This window comes from Psychrosphaera sp. F3M07, from assembly GCF_018860345.1.
GTDB classification, from domain to species: domain Bacteria; phylum Pseudomonadota; class Gammaproteobacteria; order Enterobacterales; family Alteromonadaceae; genus Psychrosphaera; species Psychrosphaera aquimarina.
Map to the genome: position 1 here is coordinate 337,835 of NZ_JAHKPJ010000025.1, position 24,009 is coordinate 361,843.

Annotated in this window: 17 protein-coding genes and 1 pseudogene; 6 read left to right on the forward strand and 12 right to left on the reverse strand. The window is 38.7% G+C overall.

All coding sequences use genetic code 11. From position 1 onward, the window contains the following. Positions 1–162: 162 nt before the first annotated feature. Entirely contained in the window at positions 163–1,044 is an 882-nt protein-coding gene (locus tag KO505_RS15570; protein WP_216056375.1) for an NAD(P)-dependent oxidoreductase, read from the reverse strand. A gap of 279 nt (positions 1,045–1,323) precedes the next feature. Continuing rightward, the gene (locus KO505_RS15575; RefSeq protein WP_216056376.1) at positions 1,324–4,482 is read right to left on the reverse strand and encodes a TonB-dependent receptor; all 3,159 of its coding nucleotides are present in this window, start codon (positions 4,480–4,482) and stop codon (positions 1,324–1,326) included. 224 nt (positions 4,483–4,706) lie between these two features. Between KO505_RS15575 and KO505_RS15580 the strand changes: the two genes are divergently transcribed. The 5 genes from KO505_RS15580 (at position 4,707) to KO505_RS15600 (ending at position 11,271) form a co-directional block, all read left to right on the forward strand. Then, positions 4,707–5,447, forward strand: coding sequence for a FadR/GntR family transcriptional regulator (locus tag KO505_RS15580; RefSeq protein WP_216056377.1), 741 nt, complete (start codon positions 4,707–4,709; stop codon positions 5,445–5,447). A 139-nt stretch (positions 5,448–5,586) separates the two neighbouring features. Next, a complete protein-coding gene (locus KO505_RS15585; protein WP_252731826.1) occupies positions 5,587–7,038 on the forward strand; it encodes a polysaccharide lyase family 7 protein in 1,452 nt (483 codons plus the stop codon). A gap of 26 nt (positions 7,039–7,064) precedes the next feature. Then, positions 7,065–7,595, forward strand: coding sequence for a hypothetical protein (locus KO505_RS15590; RefSeq protein WP_216056378.1), 531 nt, complete (start codon positions 7,065–7,067; stop codon positions 7,593–7,595). Between the two features lie 193 nt (positions 7,596–7,788). Further along, positions 7,789–9,879, forward strand: coding sequence for a VCBS domain-containing protein (locus tag KO505_RS15595; RefSeq protein WP_216056379.1), 2,091 nt, complete (start codon positions 7,789–7,791; stop codon positions 9,877–9,879). Between the two features lie 264 nt (positions 9,880–10,143). After that, positions 10,144–11,271, forward strand: a complete 1,128-nt coding sequence (locus KO505_RS15600) for an alanine--glyoxylate aminotransferase family protein (RefSeq protein WP_216056380.1) — start codon at positions 10,144–10,146, stop codon at positions 11,269–11,271. A gap of 92 nt (positions 11,272–11,363) precedes the next feature. Here the strand turns inward: KO505_RS15600 and KO505_RS15605 are convergent, their stop codons facing one another. The 3 genes from KO505_RS15605 to KO505_RS15615 all read right to left on the reverse strand — a co-directional run bounded on the left by KO505_RS15605 (position 11,364) and on the right by KO505_RS15615 (position 14,521). Continuing rightward, a complete protein-coding gene (locus tag KO505_RS15605; RefSeq protein WP_216056381.1) occupies positions 11,364–13,610 on the reverse strand; it encodes a response regulator in 2,247 nt (748 codons plus the stop codon). Positions 13,611–13,896: 286 nt separating this feature from the next. After that, positions 13,897–14,280 carry a class I SAM-dependent methyltransferase gene (locus KO505_RS15610; RefSeq protein ID WP_216056382.1) on the reverse strand — a complete coding sequence of 128 codons (384 nt, stop codon included), beginning with the start codon at positions 14,278–14,280 and terminating at the stop codon, positions 13,897–13,899. A gap of 13 nt (positions 14,281–14,293) precedes the next feature. Continuing rightward, positions 14,294–14,521 carry a hypothetical protein gene (locus KO505_RS15615; protein WP_216056383.1) on the reverse strand — a complete coding sequence of 76 codons (228 nt, stop codon included), beginning with the start codon at positions 14,519–14,521 and terminating at the stop codon, positions 14,294–14,296. A gap of 65 nt (positions 14,522–14,586) precedes the next feature. Between KO505_RS15615 and KO505_RS15620 the strand changes: the two are divergent. Continuing rightward, positions 14,587–14,733: pseudogene (locus KO505_RS15620) on the forward strand (alanine--glyoxylate aminotransferase family protein); the annotation flags it as partial. 115 nt (positions 14,734–14,848) lie between these two features. Here the strand turns inward: KO505_RS15620 and KO505_RS15625 are convergent. The 7 genes from KO505_RS15625 to KO505_RS15655 form a co-directional block, all read right to left on the reverse strand. Beyond that, positions 14,849–17,833 carry a TonB-dependent receptor gene (locus KO505_RS15625; RefSeq protein WP_216056384.1) on the reverse strand — a complete coding sequence of 995 codons (2,985 nt, stop codon included), beginning with the start codon at positions 17,831–17,833 and terminating at the stop codon, positions 14,849–14,851. Positions 17,834–18,172: 339 nt separating this feature from the next. Next, complete coding sequence (gene eda, locus KO505_RS15630) at positions 18,173–18,790, reverse strand: bifunctional 4-hydroxy-2-oxoglutarate aldolase/2-dehydro-3-deoxy-phosphogluconate aldolase (RefSeq protein ID WP_216056385.1); 618 nt, start codon at positions 18,788–18,790, stop codon at positions 18,173–18,175. A 91-nt stretch (positions 18,791–18,881) separates the two neighbouring features. Beyond that, entirely contained in the window at positions 18,882–20,252 is a 1,371-nt protein-coding gene (locus tag KO505_RS15635) for an NAD(P)(+) transhydrogenase (Re/Si-specific) subunit beta (protein ID WP_216056386.1), read from the reverse strand. An 8-nt stretch (positions 20,253–20,260) separates the two neighbouring features. Beyond that, on the reverse strand, positions 20,261–20,536 hold the full coding sequence (locus KO505_RS15640) for an NAD(P) transhydrogenase subunit alpha (protein ID WP_216056387.1): 276 nt from the start codon (positions 20,534–20,536) through the stop codon (positions 20,261–20,263). Then, positions 20,536–21,687: an NAD(P) transhydrogenase subunit alpha gene (locus tag KO505_RS15645; RefSeq protein ID WP_216056388.1), complete on the reverse strand. Its 1,152-nt coding sequence runs from the start codon at positions 21,685–21,687 to the stop codon at positions 20,536–20,538. The genes KO505_RS15640 and KO505_RS15645 overlap by 1 nt, the downstream gene beginning before the upstream one ends. A gap of 167 nt (positions 21,688–21,854) precedes the next feature. Next, positions 21,855–22,685, reverse strand: coding sequence for a 5-dehydro-4-deoxy-D-glucuronate isomerase (gene kduI, locus KO505_RS15650; RefSeq protein ID WP_216056389.1), 831 nt, complete (start codon positions 22,683–22,685; stop codon positions 21,855–21,857). Positions 22,686–22,720: 35 nt separating this feature from the next. Next, positions 22,721–23,974, reverse strand: coding sequence for a DUF4861 family protein (locus KO505_RS15655; RefSeq protein ID WP_216056390.1), 1,254 nt, complete (start codon positions 23,972–23,974; stop codon positions 22,721–22,723). Positions 23,975–24,009: the final 35 nt, after the last annotated feature.

Sequence of the window (24,009 nt, forward strand, 5' to 3'; positions counted from 1 at the left end):
ATAAAAATACGACTTCTGTAATTAATAGCCACATCATAAGTGGCAATAGCTCAATAATTGATAAGACTGATATCTTGTATATTAAGAGGGAGCCATAAGTTCTTTGTTTAATTGCATGTTAAAACTAAACCTTCCCTTAAAGCTCCTTTCAAGACTAGCTAATTACTTTTCTAAACCAGAGAAGTAATCAAATATAACTGGAACATCATTTTGGCCAAGACCAGCATCAACTGCTGCTTGTAGACCTTTAGATGTGCCTTCTGCGATCAAAGATTCAGTACCTAAGTCTTTAACCATTTCTAAGAAGTAACCTAAGTCTTTGTTTGCATTAGCGATTGAGAAACCAAGTTTTTCTTCGCCGTCTACTGCATAAAACTTACAGAACTGCATGAATGGAGAGTTAGAAGGACCAGCAGACATAATGTCGAATAATTGCTGCCCATCAACACCTGCTTTTTTAGCAACTGCAAATGCTTGAGACATAGTTGCTACTGTCGTCATGCCCATGAAGTTATTGATCAATTTAGTTGTATGACCGGCACCAAGTGCGCCTAAATGGAATACGTTTTCACCTTGATCGTCTAGAACTGGTTTAACTTTGTTAAACGTGTCGATATCACCAGCTGCCATGATGTTTAATAAACCATCTTTAGCGTGAGCAGGTGTACGACCTAGAGGTGCGTCAATCATGCCAGCGCCTTTAGCCGCTAAATCAGCACCAATTTTACGAGTAGAAGCAGGAATTGAAGTACCGAAGTCAATTAACGTTTTGCCTTCTGAGATACCAGCTAAAATACCGTTATCACCATAAACAACCATTTCAACAACTTTAGACGTTGTTAAAGCAAGCATTACGATGTCACTTTTTTCTGCTAATTCTTTACCAGAAGATACTTCAGTCGCATTTCCGCGCTCTAGTACTTTAGCAACAGCTTCTTTATTCAAATCCATCACGTTAAGCGTATAGCCACGTTTTTGTAAGTTTTCGACCATGTTGCCGCCCATAAGGCCAAGACCGATAAAGCCGATAGTTGGTTTAGACATAATTAACTCCTAAATATATAAATGCTTATTTCGCATATTGTTGGCTCACCGATTAGCAGTGTGCATTCGAGATTTTGCTTTGTTATTTGCCGCTTCTATTTAATAAATGGATAGAAACCGCACGCTTAAAAATATAGTTGAGCAATGTGCTCTATCTTCGTTCCTTGAAGACTTGTCCCCCTTTGCAATCAAATGACGGCAAAGGGTTACATTAAGTTTGTGTATCAATAATCAACACAAACTCAGTGCAGTCAGCCGAAGCTAACCACTAGGAATAACCTAGAATTTTGCTTTTATACCTAGCTCCCATTTAGGACCTGAACGTGAGTAATCAGAAATAGTTGAATCATTACCACGAGTATAAACTTGAGCCGTATTGGTTAAGTTTGACCCTTTTAAGAACAGGCTAACTGATGAATTGATTTTGTATTTAGCCGACATATCGATGTATTCAGCTGGCTGAACATAACGATGAGAACGGTCTGGGAATGGCAATCCATTTGGTTGGAAGTATTTAGAACGGTATTTCCAAAGAAGACGGATAGTTGTTTTGTCGCCTTCCCAGTAGATAGACGCCGAAGCCACATCTTTTGAGAAACCAAATAGGTTGGCATCAGCTACTGCACCAGGGCTTGCAATCTCTTCAGTTACAAAATCAGAATCTGCACGGTTCCAAGCGAATTTAGCGCCTAGTCCATCAAATGGTTCTGGTAAGTCAACAAAGTGAACTTGACCTGCAAGTTCAACCCCTTTAATAGTAGAAGTATCATCTGAAGTTTGTTTAACCACGTGGGCAACATTTGGATATGTCACATCTTGGCCATCTAAGCTCACTGTGATATCACGATATTCAATCGCGGTTTCATAACCACCATTAAACTCTTTGTGATAAAACGCAGCAGAAACTGTCGCGTCTTCACTTGGGTAATACTCTAAAGATAAGTCATAGTTCATAGAGGTATAAGGCGCTAAATGGTTACCATTTGCGTCACCACTACGGATCACTTCAGATAAGTCAGTGTTGGTTTCTGGGTTACAGATCTCGTCATTTTCGTTTTCACATGTCTCATAACTTACGCCTGCCGACATCGCGTTCATTTGGAAACGAGACATGGCACGATAAGCTGCCGTACGAACATAAAATTCGTCGGTTACTTGCCACGTTAAGTTCAAGCTAGGAAGAACTTCAGTGTAATCTGAGTCTAAGGTTAAACGTTCGATTTCACCTGTTGCATTGATCTCAGCTGAATAAACCGATAAGTCTTCATCGTCTTCGTATACTGAAGAAGTAATGTAAACTTTATCACCCCAGCCAACGGAGTTAGTTTCAGTACGAACAACACGAACACCTACATTACCGTAAACCGGTGTATTAAATATTTCAGCGTCGATATTAGCCATCACGTAACCGGCAGTGATTGTTTCTGTTACATCTCTGTCAGAACCATCACGGCCATCTTCTTTTTCACCGATATCGTAGAAGTCAGTACCCGTTGCGCCAGGAAGTTGACCTAAGATTTGACCGATAAAACATTTTGGATCGTATTTAGCGTAACCTGGAACATCACCAGCGGCGCCTGATTCTTCTTCAAAATGATTGTTATTAACATGATCACTTGCACAGCTATCAATGATGCCATTGATTAAAGCTGAATTGGCTTCTGGGTTTTCAACATACCAGTTAGTGCCACCATCATATTTATCTTCATTATCAGTTGCGCCAGCGATTTTTTCACCATTGAAACCAATAGAAACATCGTTTGCACTTGAGCCATTAGACTGATCAATTAAATGTTCTTTAGAGAATCTTACACCGGCTTTAATACTTGAGAAGTACTCACTACCTAGTTGGTATTCCGTATCAAAATTAATCGCATAGATATCGTCATTTCTGTAATCGTGGGCGCGACGATATTCAACATAAGCTTTGCCATCGTGCACAAAGTTATTCAGATCTGAAGCATCAAATACCTCTGATGATACAAAACCAGCATCACCTGGGCCTCTGCGTTCTGAGTCCAACCAAGTTAGTACTGGTACATCACTATTAGTGAAATCTAACGCGTAATTGTAATAACCATTACCATGACTTTTTACGTTTGGCGCTCTTAATTTAGTACGATGACGTACCAAGTATCGAGTCGATTCTGAATAAGACATATCTAATGTCAGCGTTAAGTCGTCCAGAGGTGAATATTCAATTTCAATACCACCACCACGGTAATTATCTACCTGGTTTCTGTCTTCAGCTAATAACTGAGGACGTGTCATACCGGTTGAATATACTAAGTTGTGATCATCGGTAACAACCTGATCTTCAAGGAATTCCCAACGGTTATTTAAACCTAATTCATAACGCTTTTCAGTGTATTCAAGGTCTGAGTGTTGGTAATCAACATTGATGTCTAGGTCTGCATTTGGTTTCCATTGGAAGGTAACAACGGCACCAGTACGCACATCTGTGTCATCAACCGAACGCCAATATGCGTCTTTTGGAACATAATAAAGTGAATCTGGATCGTAATCTTCAAGGTTAGTATCAATACCTAGTTGAGGTTCACGACCTACTCGACCTGCACTTACACCTTGCTGACCCGTACCACATTCACTGCCTGCGATTAAGTCATCACCAGCGGCATTTCTTAGGGCACAAACGCCCATTTGAGAACTACCACCAAAATTTTCTTCTGGGTTAGATGTCTTTTTATGCGTTAAACCTAACGTAAAACCCATTTCTCCAAGACCATCTAATTCCCACTGTTGAACTGTTGAAGCAACAATACTTCCGCCAAACGGAGTAGATTCACCTTCAACATCGCTGTAATAAGAGTTGTAAATCCCTGCAGCTTGTACCGTTGTTTGTGATTTACCGTAATCTACGGCTCTAAGAGAGTTAACATCAATCGTACCTGACGTACCACCTTCAACAAGATCAGCTTGTTGAGATTTATAAATGACAACTTTATCAACTAACTCAGAAGGGAACTTTTTAAAGTTAACTGCGCGACCTTGGCCGGCATTAGTAATGGTTCTGTTATTGTAAGTTGAGTAACCCCAATATGAACCTAAACCACGAATAGAGATTTCGTTTTGGCTACCTTTTAATCTGTGACCTGAAGCCCCAGAAATATTTTCGATAATGTCAGCCAATGACAAACCAGGTAATTCACCAAAATCAGATGCTGCAACCGCATCAACAATTGCCACGCTATTTTTCTTTTCGTTAAGAGAGCGTGTCATTGTCCCGCGAAGGCCCTGCACTTGTATAACTTCTATTTCTTTATCTGCTTTTTCTTTTTTCTTATCGTCGTCTTCTGCTGATATAGCAGGAAACGCTAAGAAACCTAATAAAGTAGAAGCGAGAATTATATTGTCACGTAAGTTTGTGCTCTGACGAAGCACCTCACTGATTTTGTTTAACCTGTTGTTTGTTGCCATTTTGAGTGATCTCATATTTTTTTATTATTCAGCAAGTGTGCATTCAAACAACATATTAGCCCATTGTCAACCACTTTGGTTAACCATAACTTCAACTTTTGACATTACCAAAGGTTAATTTTTGACATACCAATTTGCATATTGTTTATTTCCTGTTATAAAGTTACATCAATAAAATTTAATTATTCACTATCATCTAGCGGTATAAATAAAGAAGAATCACAATGCAGAACCGTCGTTTGTTTTGGGAAATAGTAGAAAAAATTGAGGAGTCAATTGACTCTGGGCAGTATCCTTGTGGCGGAAGATTACCGCCGGAACGTGTATTAGCAGACCTGTTTAATGTAAGTCGACCAACCATACGTGAAGCCATTATTGCCTTGGAAGTTAGAGGCCGTGTTGAAGTAAAAACCAGCTCTGGGGTTTACGTCATTGAGAAAGCACAAGATGTCACGAATCAACTTCCAGTCAGTGCATTTGAACTGACTCAGGCCCGTGCATTAGTAGAAGGGGAAGCCGCAGCGCTTGCTGTTTCTAGTATCACAGAAGAAGAGCTTGATCGGTTGCACCAGGTATTGATTGCAATGGAAAAAGGGATAGATGCAGAAAACGCAGATAGAGAATTTCATCACATTATTTCTGCAGCAACTCGCAATAACGCCATATTATATGCAGTGCAAAATTTTTGGCATTTAAGGGAACATAAACAAAATATTAAAGAAGCCTATTCAAATGTTTGTCACGGTAGTGTCGATAAACGTTTAGATGAACATAGAAATATTTATAACGCGTTAAAAAATAGAAACCCTCAAGCAGCACGTATGGCAATGCATGAACATTTTAATCGTTTAATAAACTCATTATTTGACGCAAGCGAAGCCCAAGCTCTAGAAGAAATAAAAAGAAAGAATAATGAAACCCGTGGGTTATATTCTATAAATCACTTAGTTGAACACAAAACGTAATCAACTAGCCTTAGAATTAACCGCCAAATTGTCAACCAAAGTTTATATTTTGGTTGACCCTTCATTCATCACTAGTGTAAAACGTATCAAAAATAATCACTCAATAGAGCGAACTTACCATTAATCTTTGAGGTTACTCATGTCTAGAGCGTTGTACATACTATTAACATTTTCCATTCTACTTGTGAGTTGCAAAGAGCTGTCATTTCACAATGAACAAAAGTCGACAGGCGACTCTGGTACAAAAACCAATGTCCCCGTAGAGAGTGAAAGTCAAGACACAACTAATACCGAAGACACGAGTAATACTGACAAGGTGACTGAAATTGATATCAGTGACACCACCCCATTATCTTGTAATGGTTCGTATCCAATAACAATAGTATCTGCAGAAAACATTACTACAGGTACCACTGATGCAAATCTAACTCATTTATACGATAGCGATAAAACCAATGACTCTTATTGGCAATCTGAAAACACACCACAAGAAATTGTCATGCAACTAAATAATAAAGCGTTATTAAAAGACTTTGTTATTAGCTGGCAGAAACAAGATGTAAACAACTACTTTGAAATAGCCAGTTCACTAGATAAAGAGAATTGGCAACCGCTTATTACTAATGGCCAAAGTAAGAAAAACTACATTATCGCTGATAAGTTATCGCTAAATACTAATCAACAAACCGCATACTTTCTCAAGTTAACGTTAAATGGCAATAGCTTGAATAATCAAAGTGGAGTGATCGAATTTGAGGCATTTGGCTGTCATCAAGACACGCAACACGATATTGAACTTATTGATTGGTATTTAAGTGTGCAAACGGATGAAGACGGTAATGGTAAATCCGACAGTATTAAAGAAAGTACCCTGAGCGAAGGTTATGAAGATCCAAGATTCTTTTACGTTAGTGAAGATGAAGGTCTGGTATTTTCTAGTACCATTAAAGGTTACAAAACATCAGAAAATACAAGTTATGTACGTAGTGAATTACGTGAAATGTTGCGTAAGGGTAATAGTTCACATAAAACGCAAGGCGTAAATAAAAACAACTGGGTATTTTCCTCTGCACCTCAATTAGATCAGAACAATGCCGGTGGTGTCGATGGTATTTTGAATGTCGATGTTGCGGTCAATCACGTTACGTCGACAGGGGAAGATTATCAGATTGGCCGAGTGATCATAGGTCAAATCCACGCTAACGACGACGAACCCGTACGGCTTTATTACCGTAAGTTACCAAATAATGATAAAGGCAGTATTTATATTGCTCACGAAATATTAGACGGCGACGACAGTTATTATTCATTAATAGGGTCAAGGGACAACAGCGCAAGTAACCCAACTAACGGAATAGAATTAAACGAAAAATTTTCGTATCAAATTAAAGTCGTTGGCAATGAACTAACGGTCACTATCACTAAAGACAACGGTGATGTATTTAGTAAAACGGTGGATATGAGCAAAAGTGGTTATGACAAGGGCGGCCAGTACATGTACTTCAAAGCCGGTGTTTATAACCAAAACAACTCTGGCGATCTGCATGATTATGTTCAAGCGACCTTTTATAAAATTGAAAACCTACATTAATTATTCAGACAAATTGAGGGCATAAAATGAAATTATTACTACCACTAATCTTACTGTTTACCACTTTATCTATTAAAGCAGAATCAAACACCTATGCATTTTTTGATAATGCGTTAACCCTGTCATTACCGAGTGATTTAAACCTAATGACTGAGCAAGAGTTAACAAAGTATTACAGTGGGCAGAAGCTCCCTCCTTCATCTGCTTTTGCTAATAATGACAATTCAGTCACCTTCACGTTGACACAATATCCGATGCAAGCCGATAAAAAATCAATGCGAAAAATTCAAAACGCCTTATCTGGGATGCTGCGTAAAGCACATGAAAATGCCAAATGGAAAAAAGACAAAGTGATTAATGAGTTTGGTACTAAAGTCGCAATTTTTGAATATGAAATAGAGACAATTGGTCAATACCATTATTACTTAACCTACGCATTACCCATTAAAAATCAACTTACCATGTTGACCTTTTTGACCACAGAAAAAAAATATAAAACCAAGTGGTTAACCCAAATACGAGAATCAATGAACACAATATCTATTAAAAAACAATAACTTATAACTGGTTAAATCTTTATTATTCCTTTTGATTATTTAATAAAAACCAAATTGATTATAAATCAGTCTACATTTTGGTTGACAATGTGGTATTCCAATTTAATACTAAGAACCACATGAGTTAGACTTTTTGCAATTACCAATAATCTAAACCTTGTCAAAATAAAAATAATCAACAGGAAGAATTATAATGAGAAAATTGTTTGCTATTTCAGCCATTGCCTTAGCATTAGCGGGCTGTGAAGATTCAGATGACGTAGAAAACACGGTTGGTCAGATAACAATATCTGGCACTGCCGCTTCAGGTGAAACCCTTACTGCAACCGTAACTGATGAAAACGGTGTTGATAGTTCTGCTATTACATATACGTGGATGGCAGATGGTTCAGCTATTTCAGGTGCAACCACATCAACATTAACCATTACTGAAGCTTTAGTAGGTCAAGACATTTCAGTATCTGCGTCTTATACCGATAACGATGATTTTGCAGAAACCGTAAATTCTAGTACTGTTTCTGTCGCAAACTCTGCGGCTACGTTCGCTGGTGATACAACGGCAACAATAACTAAAAACGCAAGCGCAGCTTCAACGGGTACAATTACAGTTACTGACGCAGATGGTGCAGATACCGTTGTCGCTCAATCTGACGTGGAACTCACCTACGGTACTTTCTCAATTTCAGCTGACGGTGCGTGGACTTATGCCTTAGACACAGAAAATACTACTGTAGCAGCCTTATCAGGTGTGGAAGATACGGTAGTAGAAAATATCTCTATCACTTCAGCCGATGGTACTTCAGCGAGTATTGCGATTACCATTACAGGTGTTGCCGCGGATAAAGTAGCAAAAATTAGTGACTCAGATGATGGCGATACTGGTGAGTTGTATTACAAATTTGAATCGGGCACAACCACTGGTAAATTATCTCTTTCAATTCTTTACGGTGAACTTGAAACAGAAACAGCTTATATTTCTTTGTATGACACTGAAGGTTCAACTAAGAGCCTTATTGGTGAATTATCATTAAATGAAGGTGCTTATGGTCTTCGTGTTAATACGTTTGATGAAGGCGCTGTACCAAGTAAAAATACAAGTGCAAGCAGTGTAATTGATGAAGATGCAATCGATGCTCCAAACTTTATAGCTGGTGAATGGATTGACATTGTAATGACTTGGGACACTTCAAGTACTACTGAAGTGGGCACTTATACTGTTATGATCGACGGCACAAGTTATGGTCCGTTTACTTCTCAACACCCAACTCCTGGTGTTGAAGTTGAATCGATGACCGTTAGATTGTCATCAAATGGTTCACTATCTGCAGATGCTGTATATGTAAATGACTTAAATATCTACTCTGATGTTGCTGGAACTGAAGTTCTTTTAGAAGAAGATTTTGAAGACTTTATGGTGGGTGATTCATTAGACGACTCTAATGATGATTCTCCATTTGGTAGCAGAACATTTGAAGCTGAAGTTGTTGTATATGGTATGGAAGACAGCTCAGGCGAAGGTGAAGGTTCTGGTGAAGGCAATGGCGGTAACCTAAGTGAAGGTGACGTTGCTCCTGGAACATCGGGTAATAAAGTTGCATTGATCATGGATACATTAGATGACGATGCGGGTGAATTACGTTACAAACTATCTTCAAGTGCTGATGGTGTAAGCAGTATTTCTAAAGGTAAGTTAACAGCGTCATTTTCTAAAACAGCCGCTTCAACTTGTACTATTGATTCAAACGTGAAAGATGCTTATATCGCTATATATGGCGCTTCTACTAGTTCATACAATGCGTTAGTAGACTTACGTATTGATGGTAGCGATTACGACACTGATTATGCTATTCGTAACAAAAATGAAGATGGCAATAAAACGGTTGATTTAACTAGCCCTAGCTTTACGGCTGACACTTGGACTAACGTAGAAATCACTTGGGATGCGACAAATGCAACGGCTGACGTAGGCCCACTAGTTTCATTATCTATTGACGGAACTTCTGTTGGAGACGCATGGAATTCTTATAGTGAATCTGTTGCTGATTTAGCGTCTGGTGCTTCAACATTTGTATTCAAATTAGGTGATACAAGTGCCAACATGGCAGATTGTAAGTTCCAGGTTGATAACGTTAAGATATTCTCTATTGATGATGCCGGTGCAGAAACATCTGTTTATGCAGATAACTTTGAAAGTTATGATGACGGTGTATCTCTAGACACTGATAATGACAACAGTCCTTATCACAGTAACTCAGCAGATGTTGTTGTTGCTACAGAAGAATAATATTTCCCAATGTTATATTAAATAGTCAAATAGCGCTCATTGAGCGCTATTTTTTTATCTTACTTTTTTCCCTCATGACACCTTTACTTATCACCAACTAAAGCAAATAAATGCATGACTAAGGTCACCGCTAAAACAATAAGGTTGATCACGACTTTACGCTAACAATAGATTTAAGTGATAACAAACATACAATATATTTATCAAAATTATGCGTCTCCCCCTGTTATGCTAATAACAATTATTTGAGCTTAAGGAGCTACAATGTCGATTTCGTCTTTTAATCCCCCTCGTCGTACGTTAATGGGACCCGGCCCTTCTGATATTTCACCGCAAGTATTACAAGCTCTATCCAAACCTACGATTGGCCATTTAGACCCTTTATTTGTCAACATGATGGATGAAGTGAAGTCATTACTGCAATACGCATTTCAAACCAAAAATGAGATCACTATGGCGGTTTCGGCACCAGGTTCGGCAGGCATGGAAACCTGCTTTGTTAACTTGGTAGAGCCTGGCGACAAAGTCATTGTATGCATCAATGGTGTGTTTGGCGCTCGAATGAAAGAAAACGTTGAACGAGTTGGTGGGGTCGCTATTACCGTTGATGGAGAGTGGGGACACGCCGTTTCTCCGTCTCAGCTAGAAGACACATTAAAACAGCACACCGATGTTAAGTTTGTTGCCTTTGTTCATGCAGAAACCTCAACAGGTGCGTTATCCGACGCTCAAACCTTATGTGCTATCGCTAAGCAGTACGGCTGTTTAACCATAGTGGATGCGGTGACCTCATTAGGTGGTGTTGAATTAAGAGTGGATGACTGGCAAATAGATGCGATTTATTCTGGCAGCCAAAAATGTCTATCATGCGTGCCGGGTTTATCCCCTGTTAGTTTTAGTCCAGCGGCAGTCGATAAAATAAAATCGAGAACCACTAAAGTACAAAGCTGGTTTTTAGATCAAACCTTGGTAATGGATTACTGGGCTAATAATTCTGGCGGCAAACGTTCTTATCACCATACAGCTCCGGTTAATTCGTTATATGCATTACACGAGTCTTTGTTACACCTTTACCGTGAAGGATTAGAAACTGCATGGGAACGTCACGCAGATCAACACCAAGCATTAGCACAAGGCTTAGCTGATTTAGGTATTGAGTTTATAGTTCCTGAAGCTGAACGTTTACCGCAATTAAATGCAGTGTATATTCCTGAAGGCGTAGACGACACTGCGGTAAGATCATATTTATTAAATGAATTTAATTTAGAGATTGGTGCGGGCCTTGGGGCATTCGCAGGCAAAGCATGGCGTATTGGTTTGATGGGATACAGTGCAAAAAGTGAAAACGTGTTGCTGTGTTTAGCCGCTTTAAAGCAGGCGTTGAATAAATAAGAACTTTAAATACCCTAAAATAGAGATACAAAAAAGGCACAGAAGATACGAATCTTCTGTGCCTTTTTCACTATTGAGCAAGCCCAACGAATTTAATCTACAGTATGAAACTTATCGCCCTGCTGAATTTGTGAAATCAGTTTTAACAGCTCGTCCATTTTCATTGGTTTGGTAAGATGCGCATTCATACCTGCGTTTAGCGACTCGTTAATGTCTGAGGCAAACGCATTTGCGGTTAACGCTACGATAGGTAAATTGCCTTTATAACTTTCTCTAATGATGCGGGTGGCTTCTAATCCGTTCATCTCTGGCATGTTAACGTCCATTAACACTAAGTCGAACTGACAATCGTTTAGTTGACTCCCCTCTTGTTGAGAGCACACCTTTTCAACCGCTTCGTTGCCATTAACAACCCATTCCACTTTATGTCCAATACGCTCCAACATGTTAATGGCGATTTGTGCATTTATTGAATTATCTTCGGCTAATAATATATTCAATACTCTAGTATCAAACTGTTTGTTATTTGTATTTTCGCAAAGTAATGAACTCAGTTTTTTATTAAATATCTCAGGTTTAACTGGTTTCTCTAAAATTGGCACATGCCCAAGCTCTTGTCTGTCTGCTAAAGAAATAGCCTCAGGTGCTGCGGTAACAACCATATATTTGCAGTTGGCATCATGGGCTTTGTGTAGCTCAATTAAGGTTATACCGTCAACATCCGGCATTTGATAATCCACCACTAATACCGCAATAGAGCCTATATTAGCTTGTTCTTTTTGAAATGCAGCCGCTGAGTCAAATGTTAGACAACGTAATCCCATTTTTATAATCAGTGATTTTAAGTAAATCCGGCTATTTTCTAAGTCGTCAACTACGACAATTAAACTGTCTTTATTTAACGAATTCGTTAAAGGGGTTAAGGCTTCTAATTTTTTATCAGACTTATCTAACATGACAAAAAATTGAAACGTTGAACCTTTGTTAACTTCACTTTCTACTTGGATTTCACCTTGCATCATTTCAACTAAATCACGAGTAATGTTTAGCCCAAGTCCTGTTCCACCAAACTTTCTAGTCGTTGAGCCATCAGCTTGAGTGAATTTATCGAAAATACTCGCCAACTGAGTTGAGTCTATTCCAATACCTGAATCGTTAATCGACATTTGTAATTTAACTTTTGCATTATCGAGCTCTTCTAATTGGATATTAATGTCAATTTTGCCTTGCTCGGTAAATTTAAGCGCATTAGATAATAGATTATTGATAACTTGGGTTAATCGAGTTGAATCGCCTTTTAAATACGCAGGAAACTCTTTCGGATTAGTAATGTTGAGTTCGATAGATTTACGCTGACAAAGCACAATAAAAGGGGCAAAACATTGATCTAATAATTGATTAAGTGAAAAGTCCGTTTGTTCCAAATACATTTTCTTAGCTTCAATTTTAGCAAGATCGAGTACTTCATTGATTAGTTTTAATAGATGTTTTGAAGACGCAACGGCTTGTACCAAAAAGCTTTCACGTTTAACAGGATCACTCTCACTTCTCGCAAGTTCCTGCATTCCCATAATGCCATTTAAAGGCGTTCTCAGTTCATGACTCATATTGGCTAAAAACTCAGACTTAGCGACGTTAGCTTGCTCAGCAGCGTCTTTAGCTTCCTCTAAATCTTCAACATTACGCATGATTTGGCGCTCAAGAGGCTTGAATATAAAAAACAGTTCTAGCAGTAAAATTAGCAATGTACTAAGGAAAATAGCCGTTTCTATATTCGACATACTATCAACCTTCAATTGGGCACTAAGCTCTAATGCCACTACAACCTGGTTCAAATCCTTTAATAACGAATCCGTTTCATCATCGTTATAATTCCAAGCTAACGTTTGAACCGATTGACTCTCGGCTTGAATAATTAACTTTTTTGCAGCATCCACATAATTAATAATTCTGGATTTAAGCAAACTAGGCTCTGCGTATAAAATATGACTAACCTCTGCAGGTAAAAGGCCATTTGAACTCTGTTCTTTTAATAACCCCTCCAAGACTTCTTGGTTAGTTTCAAATTTATTTACTGCAACTTTTAACTTATTTAGTTGGGAAGGTGATGACGGATTTGGAGCATTTAAGTGGTCAGTACGAATTATTTGATTAGCGTGCAAACTTATTTTCTGCGATAGCATTCTCTGCATACCCGCAATATTAATAATTGCAGCATCGTCACGTTGGCTTTTTAATACTGATGATATGATAAAAAAAGACGTGGAGATCAAGATAGCAATGAATGAAAGTGCCAGACTATAACGAAGCTTTATTTGCTTCCTTAGCTTATTATTCATCACCAAACTCATATATACCGGGCACCTTAATTGATATGTACTGCATTACTTAATTATATCACTAGTTAAAAGTTAGTACGTTTTGAGCGATGCGTACATATACAATTAGAAAATTATTAGATGAGACAAGTTACCTAAATTAACATTTGGCTGTGATTAAACAAACAAGTAAAAACATTTTGTATCCTTGTAAGACCGTCTTTCTGACAAAAAAACGGTAAGCAATTTTACAATGGCTTACCGTTTTAGTTATCTCTTCGCTGTTAGTTAACAGTATATTTGGTTTCTATTTTACGTACTTCAGCGTCATGCGGTCGCTTTCACCAATCGCTAAATACTTAGCTTTATCTTCATCACCTAAACGCAGGCTTGGTGGTAATGTCCAAACGCCTTTTGGATGTTGAGCTGTGTCTTTTGCATTGGCATTAATTTCACTTGTCGCTACCAATTTAAAACCTGATTTTTCTGCGGCTGCAATCACATAAGACTGTTTCATGTAACCTGAACGTTTGTTCTCTACTTGATCTAAGTTTTCTGGCATACGATGTTCAACCACACCTAACACGCCACCTTTTTTAAGGGCTTTATAAAAACCGGTAAATGCAGTTTCAACACCTTCATCACCACTACCTATGTACCAGTTATGAACGTTACGGAACGTCAGTACCATATCAACACTGTTTTCAGTGTGCAAAGTCTAATAATTTAGTTGCGTGGAATTGAGAGATTTCAGCTCCTAGAAATAAAGGATCGGTTGCTACTTTTTCTTTAAAACTGTTGAAGCTACGTTCATAAAATGCTGAATCACCTTCAAAGGTAGGGGAGTGAGCTGCAATGTATTTGCCTTTTTCTTTTACCACAGGGTTAATAACTATTGTGTACCAACCGTCGCCAGGCCAAATCTCAACCACTGACGTTTCTGGTGTTAAACCAAAAAAACTCTAGTGTTTGTTTTGGATGACGTTAGAAGCTGTTTTTGAATGAGTTTAATTTAGAGATTGGTGCGGGCCTTGGGGCATTCACAGGCAAAGCATGGCGTATAGGATTAATGGGATACAGTGCAAAAAGTGAAAATGTACTGTTATGTGTTGCTGCATTAAAACAAGCGTTAAATAATAGCTAAATAACTCTTTCGCGCATTGCTGGTTTATGATTAATTTTCCTCCATAAAAAAACACCAAGCTATAAATAGCTTGGTGTTCACCAGAAATACAAATCACATAATATTTCTGCTTGGCTTAGAACTTATATTTAGCGTTAACAGCATAAACTCGTCCACCAAACTTAGTAGAGCGCGGCATCCACTCATTGTTTTGATACTCTTCGTATAAGGTATCCGTTAAGTTATATGCTTTAAAACTGACACTCATTTTTTCATTCACATTATAGTAAGCTGAAAGGTCTAATCGGCCAGCCGCTTTTACACTTCTGTCACCGCTACCATTAGCTGTACCTGTGGTTCTTAAGTCATAAGCTGTACGATAGTTATAAGCTATACGAATACCAAAATCATCTTCTTCGTAATACGCAATAGCGTTATATGTCTCATCTGAAATACCAGGAACACGCGCATCGTCGTCTTCATCTTGACTTGTATTTGAATAGTTCAATACACCACCTAAGCCATTAAATGGATAAGGTAGGAAATCTAAGTTTTGTTGAATCGACAATTCATAACCGCTTACAGAAATAGTATCTTCAATGTTCACAAGCCCCGCCATTCGAACTTCATCACCCGCTTCTAATAAGGTACTATCTGATAGATTATCATTACCATCTGTAATACAAGTTCCGTCTGCTAATTGACTTAAGTTACCTAAATTAACACCCGTACCAACCAAAGCATCGCTATTACATAAACCTTCGCTATCAAATAAGTTTGAAATTTCCTTATTAAATACCGCTAATGTAATCGCACTACCTTCACGGTTATACCATTCAAAAGAGAAATCCAAAGAATCCGCTTCAAATGGTTTAATACCAACACCCGGCAGACCAACTTCAGCCAAACCTGGAATATATTTGAATTTAGCAGAAGGATTAGCCGCTCTTAAGTCTGGACGAACTATTGATTCGTTATAAGCCATACGTACCATAAACTCTTCATCTTGATCTAAATTCATCGCTAAGTTAATGCTAGGTAAAAAGTGGCTGTAATCTTCTGGATAGACGCCATCGTCTAAATTATTAATATCACCTTGCCCCGCTAATGGCGCACGAGATTCAGTTGAAGAGTCAATGTAACGTCCACCCACATTACCAGTAAGGTAAGAATCACCCAACTCAACTTCTAGATTAGCCATTAAATACAGCGCATGAGTTTCCAGTGAAGAAGAATATATATAACCATCCGCTTGACGACCACCACGTTGGATGTACCCCATAGGCGTCAATACAGCCTTTTCTCCGTCACTAGAATCGCCCACATTATTAATATCGATGGTGTCTTTTAGACCTTGATTCATTGATGCAAAGTCAAATGAACGCCAACCTTCTGCTGCGGTTACAAAACCAGGGGCTAGGCCTCCAAAAAAAGCTTCTTCATTTACATAAGATGGGTCTGTAATAGAAGCTTTAGTAAGAACGCCTGTAGGGTCTACACCGACCGAAGAGCCTTTCGCGTAAGTAGAGTCTTGTGACGACTCTGCAAAACGATAACCAAATTTAACACTTTGAATAAACGGGTTATCTAACATATGTTCAGCATTAAACTCTACTGAATTTGCTTCGTGTTCTACCTGTTCATAGTTACCCGTAATGATCATATAAACATTAGATACGCCGTCTACTTTTGAGCCAACTAATGCCGTATTAGCAACTTTATCTTTTACGCTCCATATCGCATTATCCCAATCCATCGAACCTTCAGCGCCTTCCATATCAAAATAGAAATCGCCTATATCACCCTCACCTGTATATACCGTCCCGGTAATACCTGAGTTATCTACACGTGAAGATAACAATACTTCAGCGCGTTGGTTAACTGCATCAGAAAGAGTTACTGCAGCATCTACGATCCAGTCATCAGAACGCCATTCTGCGTCAAACAAATATGCATTAGAATCTTGTTGTTGAGCATCTTGACGATTATCAAAATAATAACGAGGGTTATTAAAATCAACCGCTGAAAGTGTATAGATTGGCTCTCCGTTTGTACCCACTGATCCAGTATCTCGTGGTGCAGAATCAGCACGTGGTGTAATGCCTACGGTGCTTTGATCTAAACGCATTTCCAACTGTTCTAAACGGCTACCGTCTAGATCGCGGCTAGTTAAAATTACATTGGCACCAAGTTTTAATTGCTCAGTCGCTTGAAATTCAATACCCCCTGCAAAAGAAAGACGGTCACCTGTATTAACTTCACTTTGTTGGCGATACTCGCCTGGCATTTGCACTATGGCATTTGACGGTAAACCTTGAGCCGCTTTCCACTCACTAAAGGTGCCAGCCCCATTACCTTGGTCATATTGTTTGTTTGAAATAGTGTCATACGCATTAATTCTTATGGCGTCTTGACGGAAGGTCTGTTCTGAAAATGCAAGGGTACCATTTACCGCTAATACATCTTTAATCAAGTGCGTTGAACCAGACAATACAAACTCTGGATCCATAGAGTCGGCTAACTCTTCATGTCTGAAACCCACTTGCGCGGTTAATGAATCTTTGCGGCTTAATGCACCACGTATTCCTTGGTCTACGATACCTGAAATCCCGCCTTCTGGCATTTCAGCTGATAAAGATTTTACGACTTTAATGCCAGAAAATACTGCTGGATTAAAGGCTCCAAAAGGATTACCAGCTCCATATGCAGATGCTGATGAATTTCTAGTTGGAGTAGCAATTGCCTGGCCATTCGCAGTTGTTAATACAAAACCAGACGGCAGTCCGCGTAAGTTAATGCTTGATTCTCTGCGCTCGCCCTCACGGTTAAGCTGAACACCAGCAACCGCTTGTAATGCTTCACCCATATCTAATGCCGGTAGGCTACCAATATCATCTGATGAAATTCCATCGACTATGGTAGGTGATGACTTTTTAGCGTTTAATGCTGATTCAAGGTTACCTTTGATACCTTTGATTTCTATTACTTCAACATCATCGACACTAGGTGCTTTTTCTTTTTCAGCTTCAACTGCTGCATACGCACCAAAACATTGAATTGAAATTAGAGTGCTGAGTAGTGTTCTTTTAAAGCCCACTTTACTGAAATGTTGTTTGCTCATGAATTTCCCCGTTTATTATTATATTTTTTTTGTAACTTTGATTAATCTATCACCACAAAATAAAAAGGTAAAGTAATCTGGAGGTAAAGTGGCCTTACCAAAGATGATTAATTCATAAGGCACTATTTTATAAGGGAATTTAATTTTACTTTTTTTGAAGTTTTTAAATATCAATCAAAAAACGAACAATATGAAAGATTGAAATCTAGAAAAACTAAGAGGATTTTGTATATTCCAACGTGGAAATAACATGATATGAACAAGCGATGATAAAGTTAAAACAGCCCTATCATCCTTGTTAATTTGGAGAATGTAAACGAGTGTTTAAAAATAGTAGGGTTATTTTATCGCACTCAAACAGGAGTTTGTTATCGCTTGCCAATTTTCTATATTTATCCATTCTGGTTGGCAAACCCAAGTACCACCGACTGCAAACACATTAGGTAATGATAAATAGTCTTGTTTATTGGCTTGTGTAATTCCGCCGGTTGGACAAAAGATCACATCCTGAAATATGGATGAAACGGCTTTTAAAAATGGCGCACCTCCAGACAAAGAAGCTGGAAATAGTTTCATTTCAGTAAAGCCAAACTCCCTTGCTAACAAAATATCAGCAGTATTTGATACCCCAGGTAATACAGGCACGCCACAGTCCACTAAATAGCCTAATAACTTAGTGGAGATGGCTGGAGTAACAATAAAGTCAGCCCCCGCTTCTATCGCTTGTTTTAATATATCTTCGTCGGTTACTGTGCCAGCACCGACTATAAGTTCTGGCAAAGCTCGTTTAATTGCCGTTAATGCCTGTAATGACTCAGGTGTACGCAACACCACCTCAACGACAGTTAATCCGGCTGCAAACATAGCTTTTGCTATGTTTACACCTTGCTCAACATTGTTTGCTTGGATAATAGGTAATAACGGCTGTTGTGCCATTAAACTTGATATAGATTTCATATGAATGCCTTGACTCTAATTCGAGTTATTTTTACCCAATAACTCGTTAATATAATTTAAATAGCCTTAACCTTGATTAAGGCTTTAAAGCTTAATCTGCAAATTGACGGATAATGGTGTTGATAGTTTCTTTAGCATCACCAAATATCATGCGACTGTTGTCCTTGAAGAACAGTGGATTGTCGACACCGGCAAAACCCGTTGCCATGCCGCGTTTTAATACAAATACGTTTTTAGCCAAATCTGCATTTATGACTGGCATACCGTAAATAGGACTACCTTTCATTTCGCGAGCGGCAGGATTTACAACGTCATTTGCCCCAATAACAATGGCCACATCAAAACTGTCTATTCGAGCGTTGATCTCATCCATTTCAAATAATTGTTCATATGAAACATCCGCTTCTGCTAATAATACATTCATGTGCCCAGGCATACGCCCAGCAACAGGATGGATAGCATAAGCGACTTCCGCACCATTGCTTTCAAGCAGAGTTTGTAATTCTTTTAACGCATGTTGTGCTTGTGCTACAGCCATGCCATAACCAGGAATAACCACAACAGATTGAGCTGCTTCAAGAACAAAAAAAGCATCTTCTGCAGTTAATGGCTTTATCTCACCTTCGATTTTCATTTCATTTTTTACTACAGCTTGGAAACCAGAAGTTAAGACATTAACCAAAGAACGGTTCATCGCTTTACACATAATGTTGGTTAAGATGATGCCACTGGCACCAACCAATGCACCTGCCACTATTAACAAATTATTTTCCAATGCAAAACCTGCAGCACAGGCCGCTAAACCGGAATAACTATTTAGCAGTGAAATGACTACCGGCATGTCTGCACCACCAATTGGCAATACCACCATGACGCCAAGCACTAATGCCAAGCCAATCACTAAATAATGCCAAGTTAATAATGTTGGTTCAGTTATAAATAAATACGCAGATAAACACACCAAAACGAGTAACAATACATTGGCAAACGCTTGTCCTTTAAAGACTAATGGTCTGCCGGCTATTTTTTCGCTTAATTTAGCCCACGCCACCACACTGCCTGAAAACGTTACACCACCAATTAATAACGCCAAAAAGGTAACAAACAACACAAATATGGAAAGATCTGAATTGCCTAATACCGTTGACCAGCCCACAGCAACACTGGCTAAACCGCCAATCCCGTTAAATAGTGATACAAGTTCAGGCATTGACGTCATTTCTATGCGTTTAGCAGCAAAACCACCAACCACAGAACCCGTAATAATGCTGATGACAATCCACTCAAATGAAACTATGTTTTTATCTAATAAAGTAACAATAATGGCAACAAACATAGCGATTGATGAAACTAAGTTGCCCTTTCTGGCAGTACTTGGGTGACTTAGTAATTTAAGACCCAGTATAAATAATGTTGCTGATATCACATAAACAGCATTGATCAATAAGGTAAAATCAAACATGACAACTCCTATCGTTTCTTAAACATGGCTAACATACGATCTGTAACCATATAACCACCCACAACATTCACGGTGGCAAAAAAAGCAGCCGCAGCCCCCAACCAAGTCGCCCACTGTCCCGATTCACCACCGGCCATACTTAATGCGCCGATTAAGGTAATACCAGAAATAGCATTAGCCCCTGACATTAAAGGTGTATGCAAGGTAGCGGGTACTTTGCGGATCAATTCAAATCCAACAAACACCGACAGCATTAAAATGAATAATAAGTAGATAGCAATCATTACGCGGTTTCCTTATTTAAATGTTGTTTAATAACGTCATTAACCACATCGCCTTGATATGTGATCACTGCGTTTTGTAAAATTTCATCGGTTAAATCAAGGTTGAATTCAGCCTGCTCTTTGTCCCAACATTCGCTGATTAAATTAAATAAGTTGTTGCCATACATTTGAGATGCATCTTTGGCGACTTCATTTGACCAGTTACCTGTACCAACAACTTTCACGTTATGTATACTCACTGTTTGGCCTGCAACTGAACCTTCAACATTGCCACCACTTTCCGCTGCCATATCAACAATTACGCTGCCGGGTTTCATCAGCTTAATGGTGTCTTTGTTAATTAATTGCGGTGGTTTACGTCCAAATAATTGAGCTGTTGTGATCACTATGTCTGAATCAGCAATACACTTTGCTTGCTCTCTTTGCTGTATTTGCATTTGTTCTGCGGTTAATACTTGGGCATATCCTTGACCAGTTTGGCCTGTCTCACCCAAATCAATCTCTAAAAACTTTGCCCCTAACGACTGAACTTGTTCTGCAACCACAGTACGAGTATCAAATGCAGTCACTGCAGCGCCCAAACGTTTAGCCGTTGCTATGGCTTGCAATCCTGCAACACCAGCGCCTATGACAAATACTTTGGCAGGTTTGATGGTGCCTGCAGGTGTCATCATCATTGGTAGAACCGACGCTAACGCATTAACCCCTTTGGCTACCATGACATACCCAGCCAAGCTAGCTTGGGAGCTAAGTGCATCCATTTTTTGACAACGACTAATACGCGGGATCATTTCCATACTGATGCTAGTGAGTTTGTGTTCACATAATGTTTTTACGTAATCAGCCCCATTAAACGGGTCTAAGAAACTAACCAAAATGGCTTTATTATTTTGGCAATTACTTAGCTCTTGCTGCGGTAATTTATGGATAGATAAAATTATGTCAGCTTGTTTGAGTAAGGTTTCACGTGACTCAGCTACCTTTGCACCAGCGTCTACATAATCTTGGTCTGTGATAAATATATTATCTCCTAAACCACTCTCGATTAAGACTTGAGCGCCCATTAAGGTATACGCTTTTACATTGGCCGGTAACAACGCTGTACGGTTTTCACCGACGTGCTGCTCTTTTGGAAAGGCTATTATTTTCATATTCTCTCTCAAATTTTGGTCGCAAAAAACCTCCTAGCATTTTGGCTAAAATGCTAGTTAGGTTTATTTGAACAGGTTTATACCAATTGAATTAATTGATATTTAATAGGTGTTGTCTGCCGTTAACACATAGCTAACAAAACCATTTGGCTTTATTAGCTTGAGGATTAACGTAAGTCCGTAACCTTTAAATGATCCATGTCGTCAAACTCTTGGTTCTCTCCGCCCATAGCCCATATAAAGCTATAGTTTGAAGTACCAACACCACTGTGAATTGACCAACTTGGTGAAGCAATGGCGGTTTCTGAATCAATTGGAAGTGTACGTACCTCAGATGGTTCACCCATTAGATGAAATACTTTTTCATCTTGTGGTAAGTCAAAGTACATATATATTTCTGTACGTCTAAAGTGAGTATGAGGTGGTTTGGTATTCCAAACACTGCCCGTTTTCAATTCAGTAATACCCATCACTAACTGGCAACTATCCACAATTCCTGGGCGAATTGACTGGAAAATCACACGTTCATTTGATGTTTCTTGTGAGCCAAGTGCGATGTATTTCGCTGCACTTTTTGGTACATGCACTGTTTTAGTAACACGATGCGCTGGATAAGAAACTAAATAAAACTTAGCAGGATTGTTTGCATCATTTGATGAAAACTCAATTTTTTGGCTTTCTTTAGCTATATATAAACTATCACGATTAGCCATAGCGTAATCGGTGCCATCAACATTAATACTGCCTTCACCACCAATGTTTATTACACCGGCTTCACGGCGTTGACAAAAATAATCAGCAGCCAACTCTTTATGAGTTGGTAATAAAATAGGTTTATCTTGTGGCACTATGCCACCCACTAAACCACGGTCAACATCGGTATAAACCAATACAATTTCACCCGCTTGGAACAGAGGTTCGGTTACAAAGGCTTCACGTAATTCATCATTACGCATGTTTTTGTAGCTTCTAATATCGGCTGAGAACATAAATTTCATGATGTTTCCTTAAATTAATTCAGTATATAAATTTGTTATTTCTGCGAGACATGAATTGGGTTATTTAATAACGCCAATGTTTTATCTAAGTCTTCGATATATTGTTGTTTGGTGTTTGCACCTTTTGGCGCAGCTTGCCAATTGGCTGAGAAGTAATAATACAGTGGCGCATTTGTTGGTTTAAATACAACTAACTCGTTGTATTTATCTTGTGTCAGTTTTTCTAGTTGGCTGGTCTTAAAGAAAATAGCCATGCCTAAATTATCTTTGTTTAAGCTTTGTTTGCCCCAAGTAGCTAATACTGACCAAGTGCTTTCATTGTTTACTTTTTTAATCACATCAACGTCATGTTTTACAATGCCAGTAGCAAACTGAGGTATTGGTGCTAACGTTTGAGCTTTAACTCGAGTTAGCGACGTATTGGCGTTAATGCTTAAGGTTAAATCTAAATCACCGTTATTATCAGCCACCTGCCAATTTTGATACGTTAACCTAACGTCAGAAGTTAAGTTTCCACTATTGATTGTGGTGGATAACTGGTCAAACTTATTAGCACCAAATACAGTGTTATTTTGCCAAGCGGCAATACCACCTAATCCTAAAGAAGGGCCTACTTTTAAGACATCTAAACCCCAATCATCTAATACATGATAATCATCGCCATCAATACCAACGTTCTCTAGTACCAAACCATTTTTTTGTTTGGCAAAAATATCGATAGAACCGCGGTGATCAAAATAATAGCGATAGGCCATAGATTCAGATTCCCAACCTAGCCCTTCATATTTAAACAAACGATTGCCCACCGTATGATCATCTGGTAACTGGTATGATTCTACCGGTACATATTGACCACCAGCTAATTTGTCTTGTTGCCACTGCCCTCCGACTCTTACCTGAAGTTCTGCATAGGTATAAGGAACTTGATGCTGGCTAGATAAAGTAGCTTGCGTATTTACATAAACGTTCAATTTTGAGCTTTGTTTAGCGGTTAAAGCTTGTTTGACTAACAAACCTAGTGATTCATTGGCTATTGAACAAGGAGCCACCTGGCTAGGTACTTGTTTACCCTCAATAGTAACTAGATAGGCATGTTTTTTTGTGATTAAAAAGTTTGCTTGGCTTTGCTCAATGCAAATCAAATCATCACGATCTTGGTTTAACGTATTTGTCACGTTAAACGAATAATACGGCCAATCGACATTAACCGCATCACTGTGTGAGACCGCTGAAAAAAGAACGAAGGCACTACTAATACACAATATTTTTTTTCTAACTCTTTTAAACATGAGATTGCTCGTACTGTTACATAAGTTGATCAATA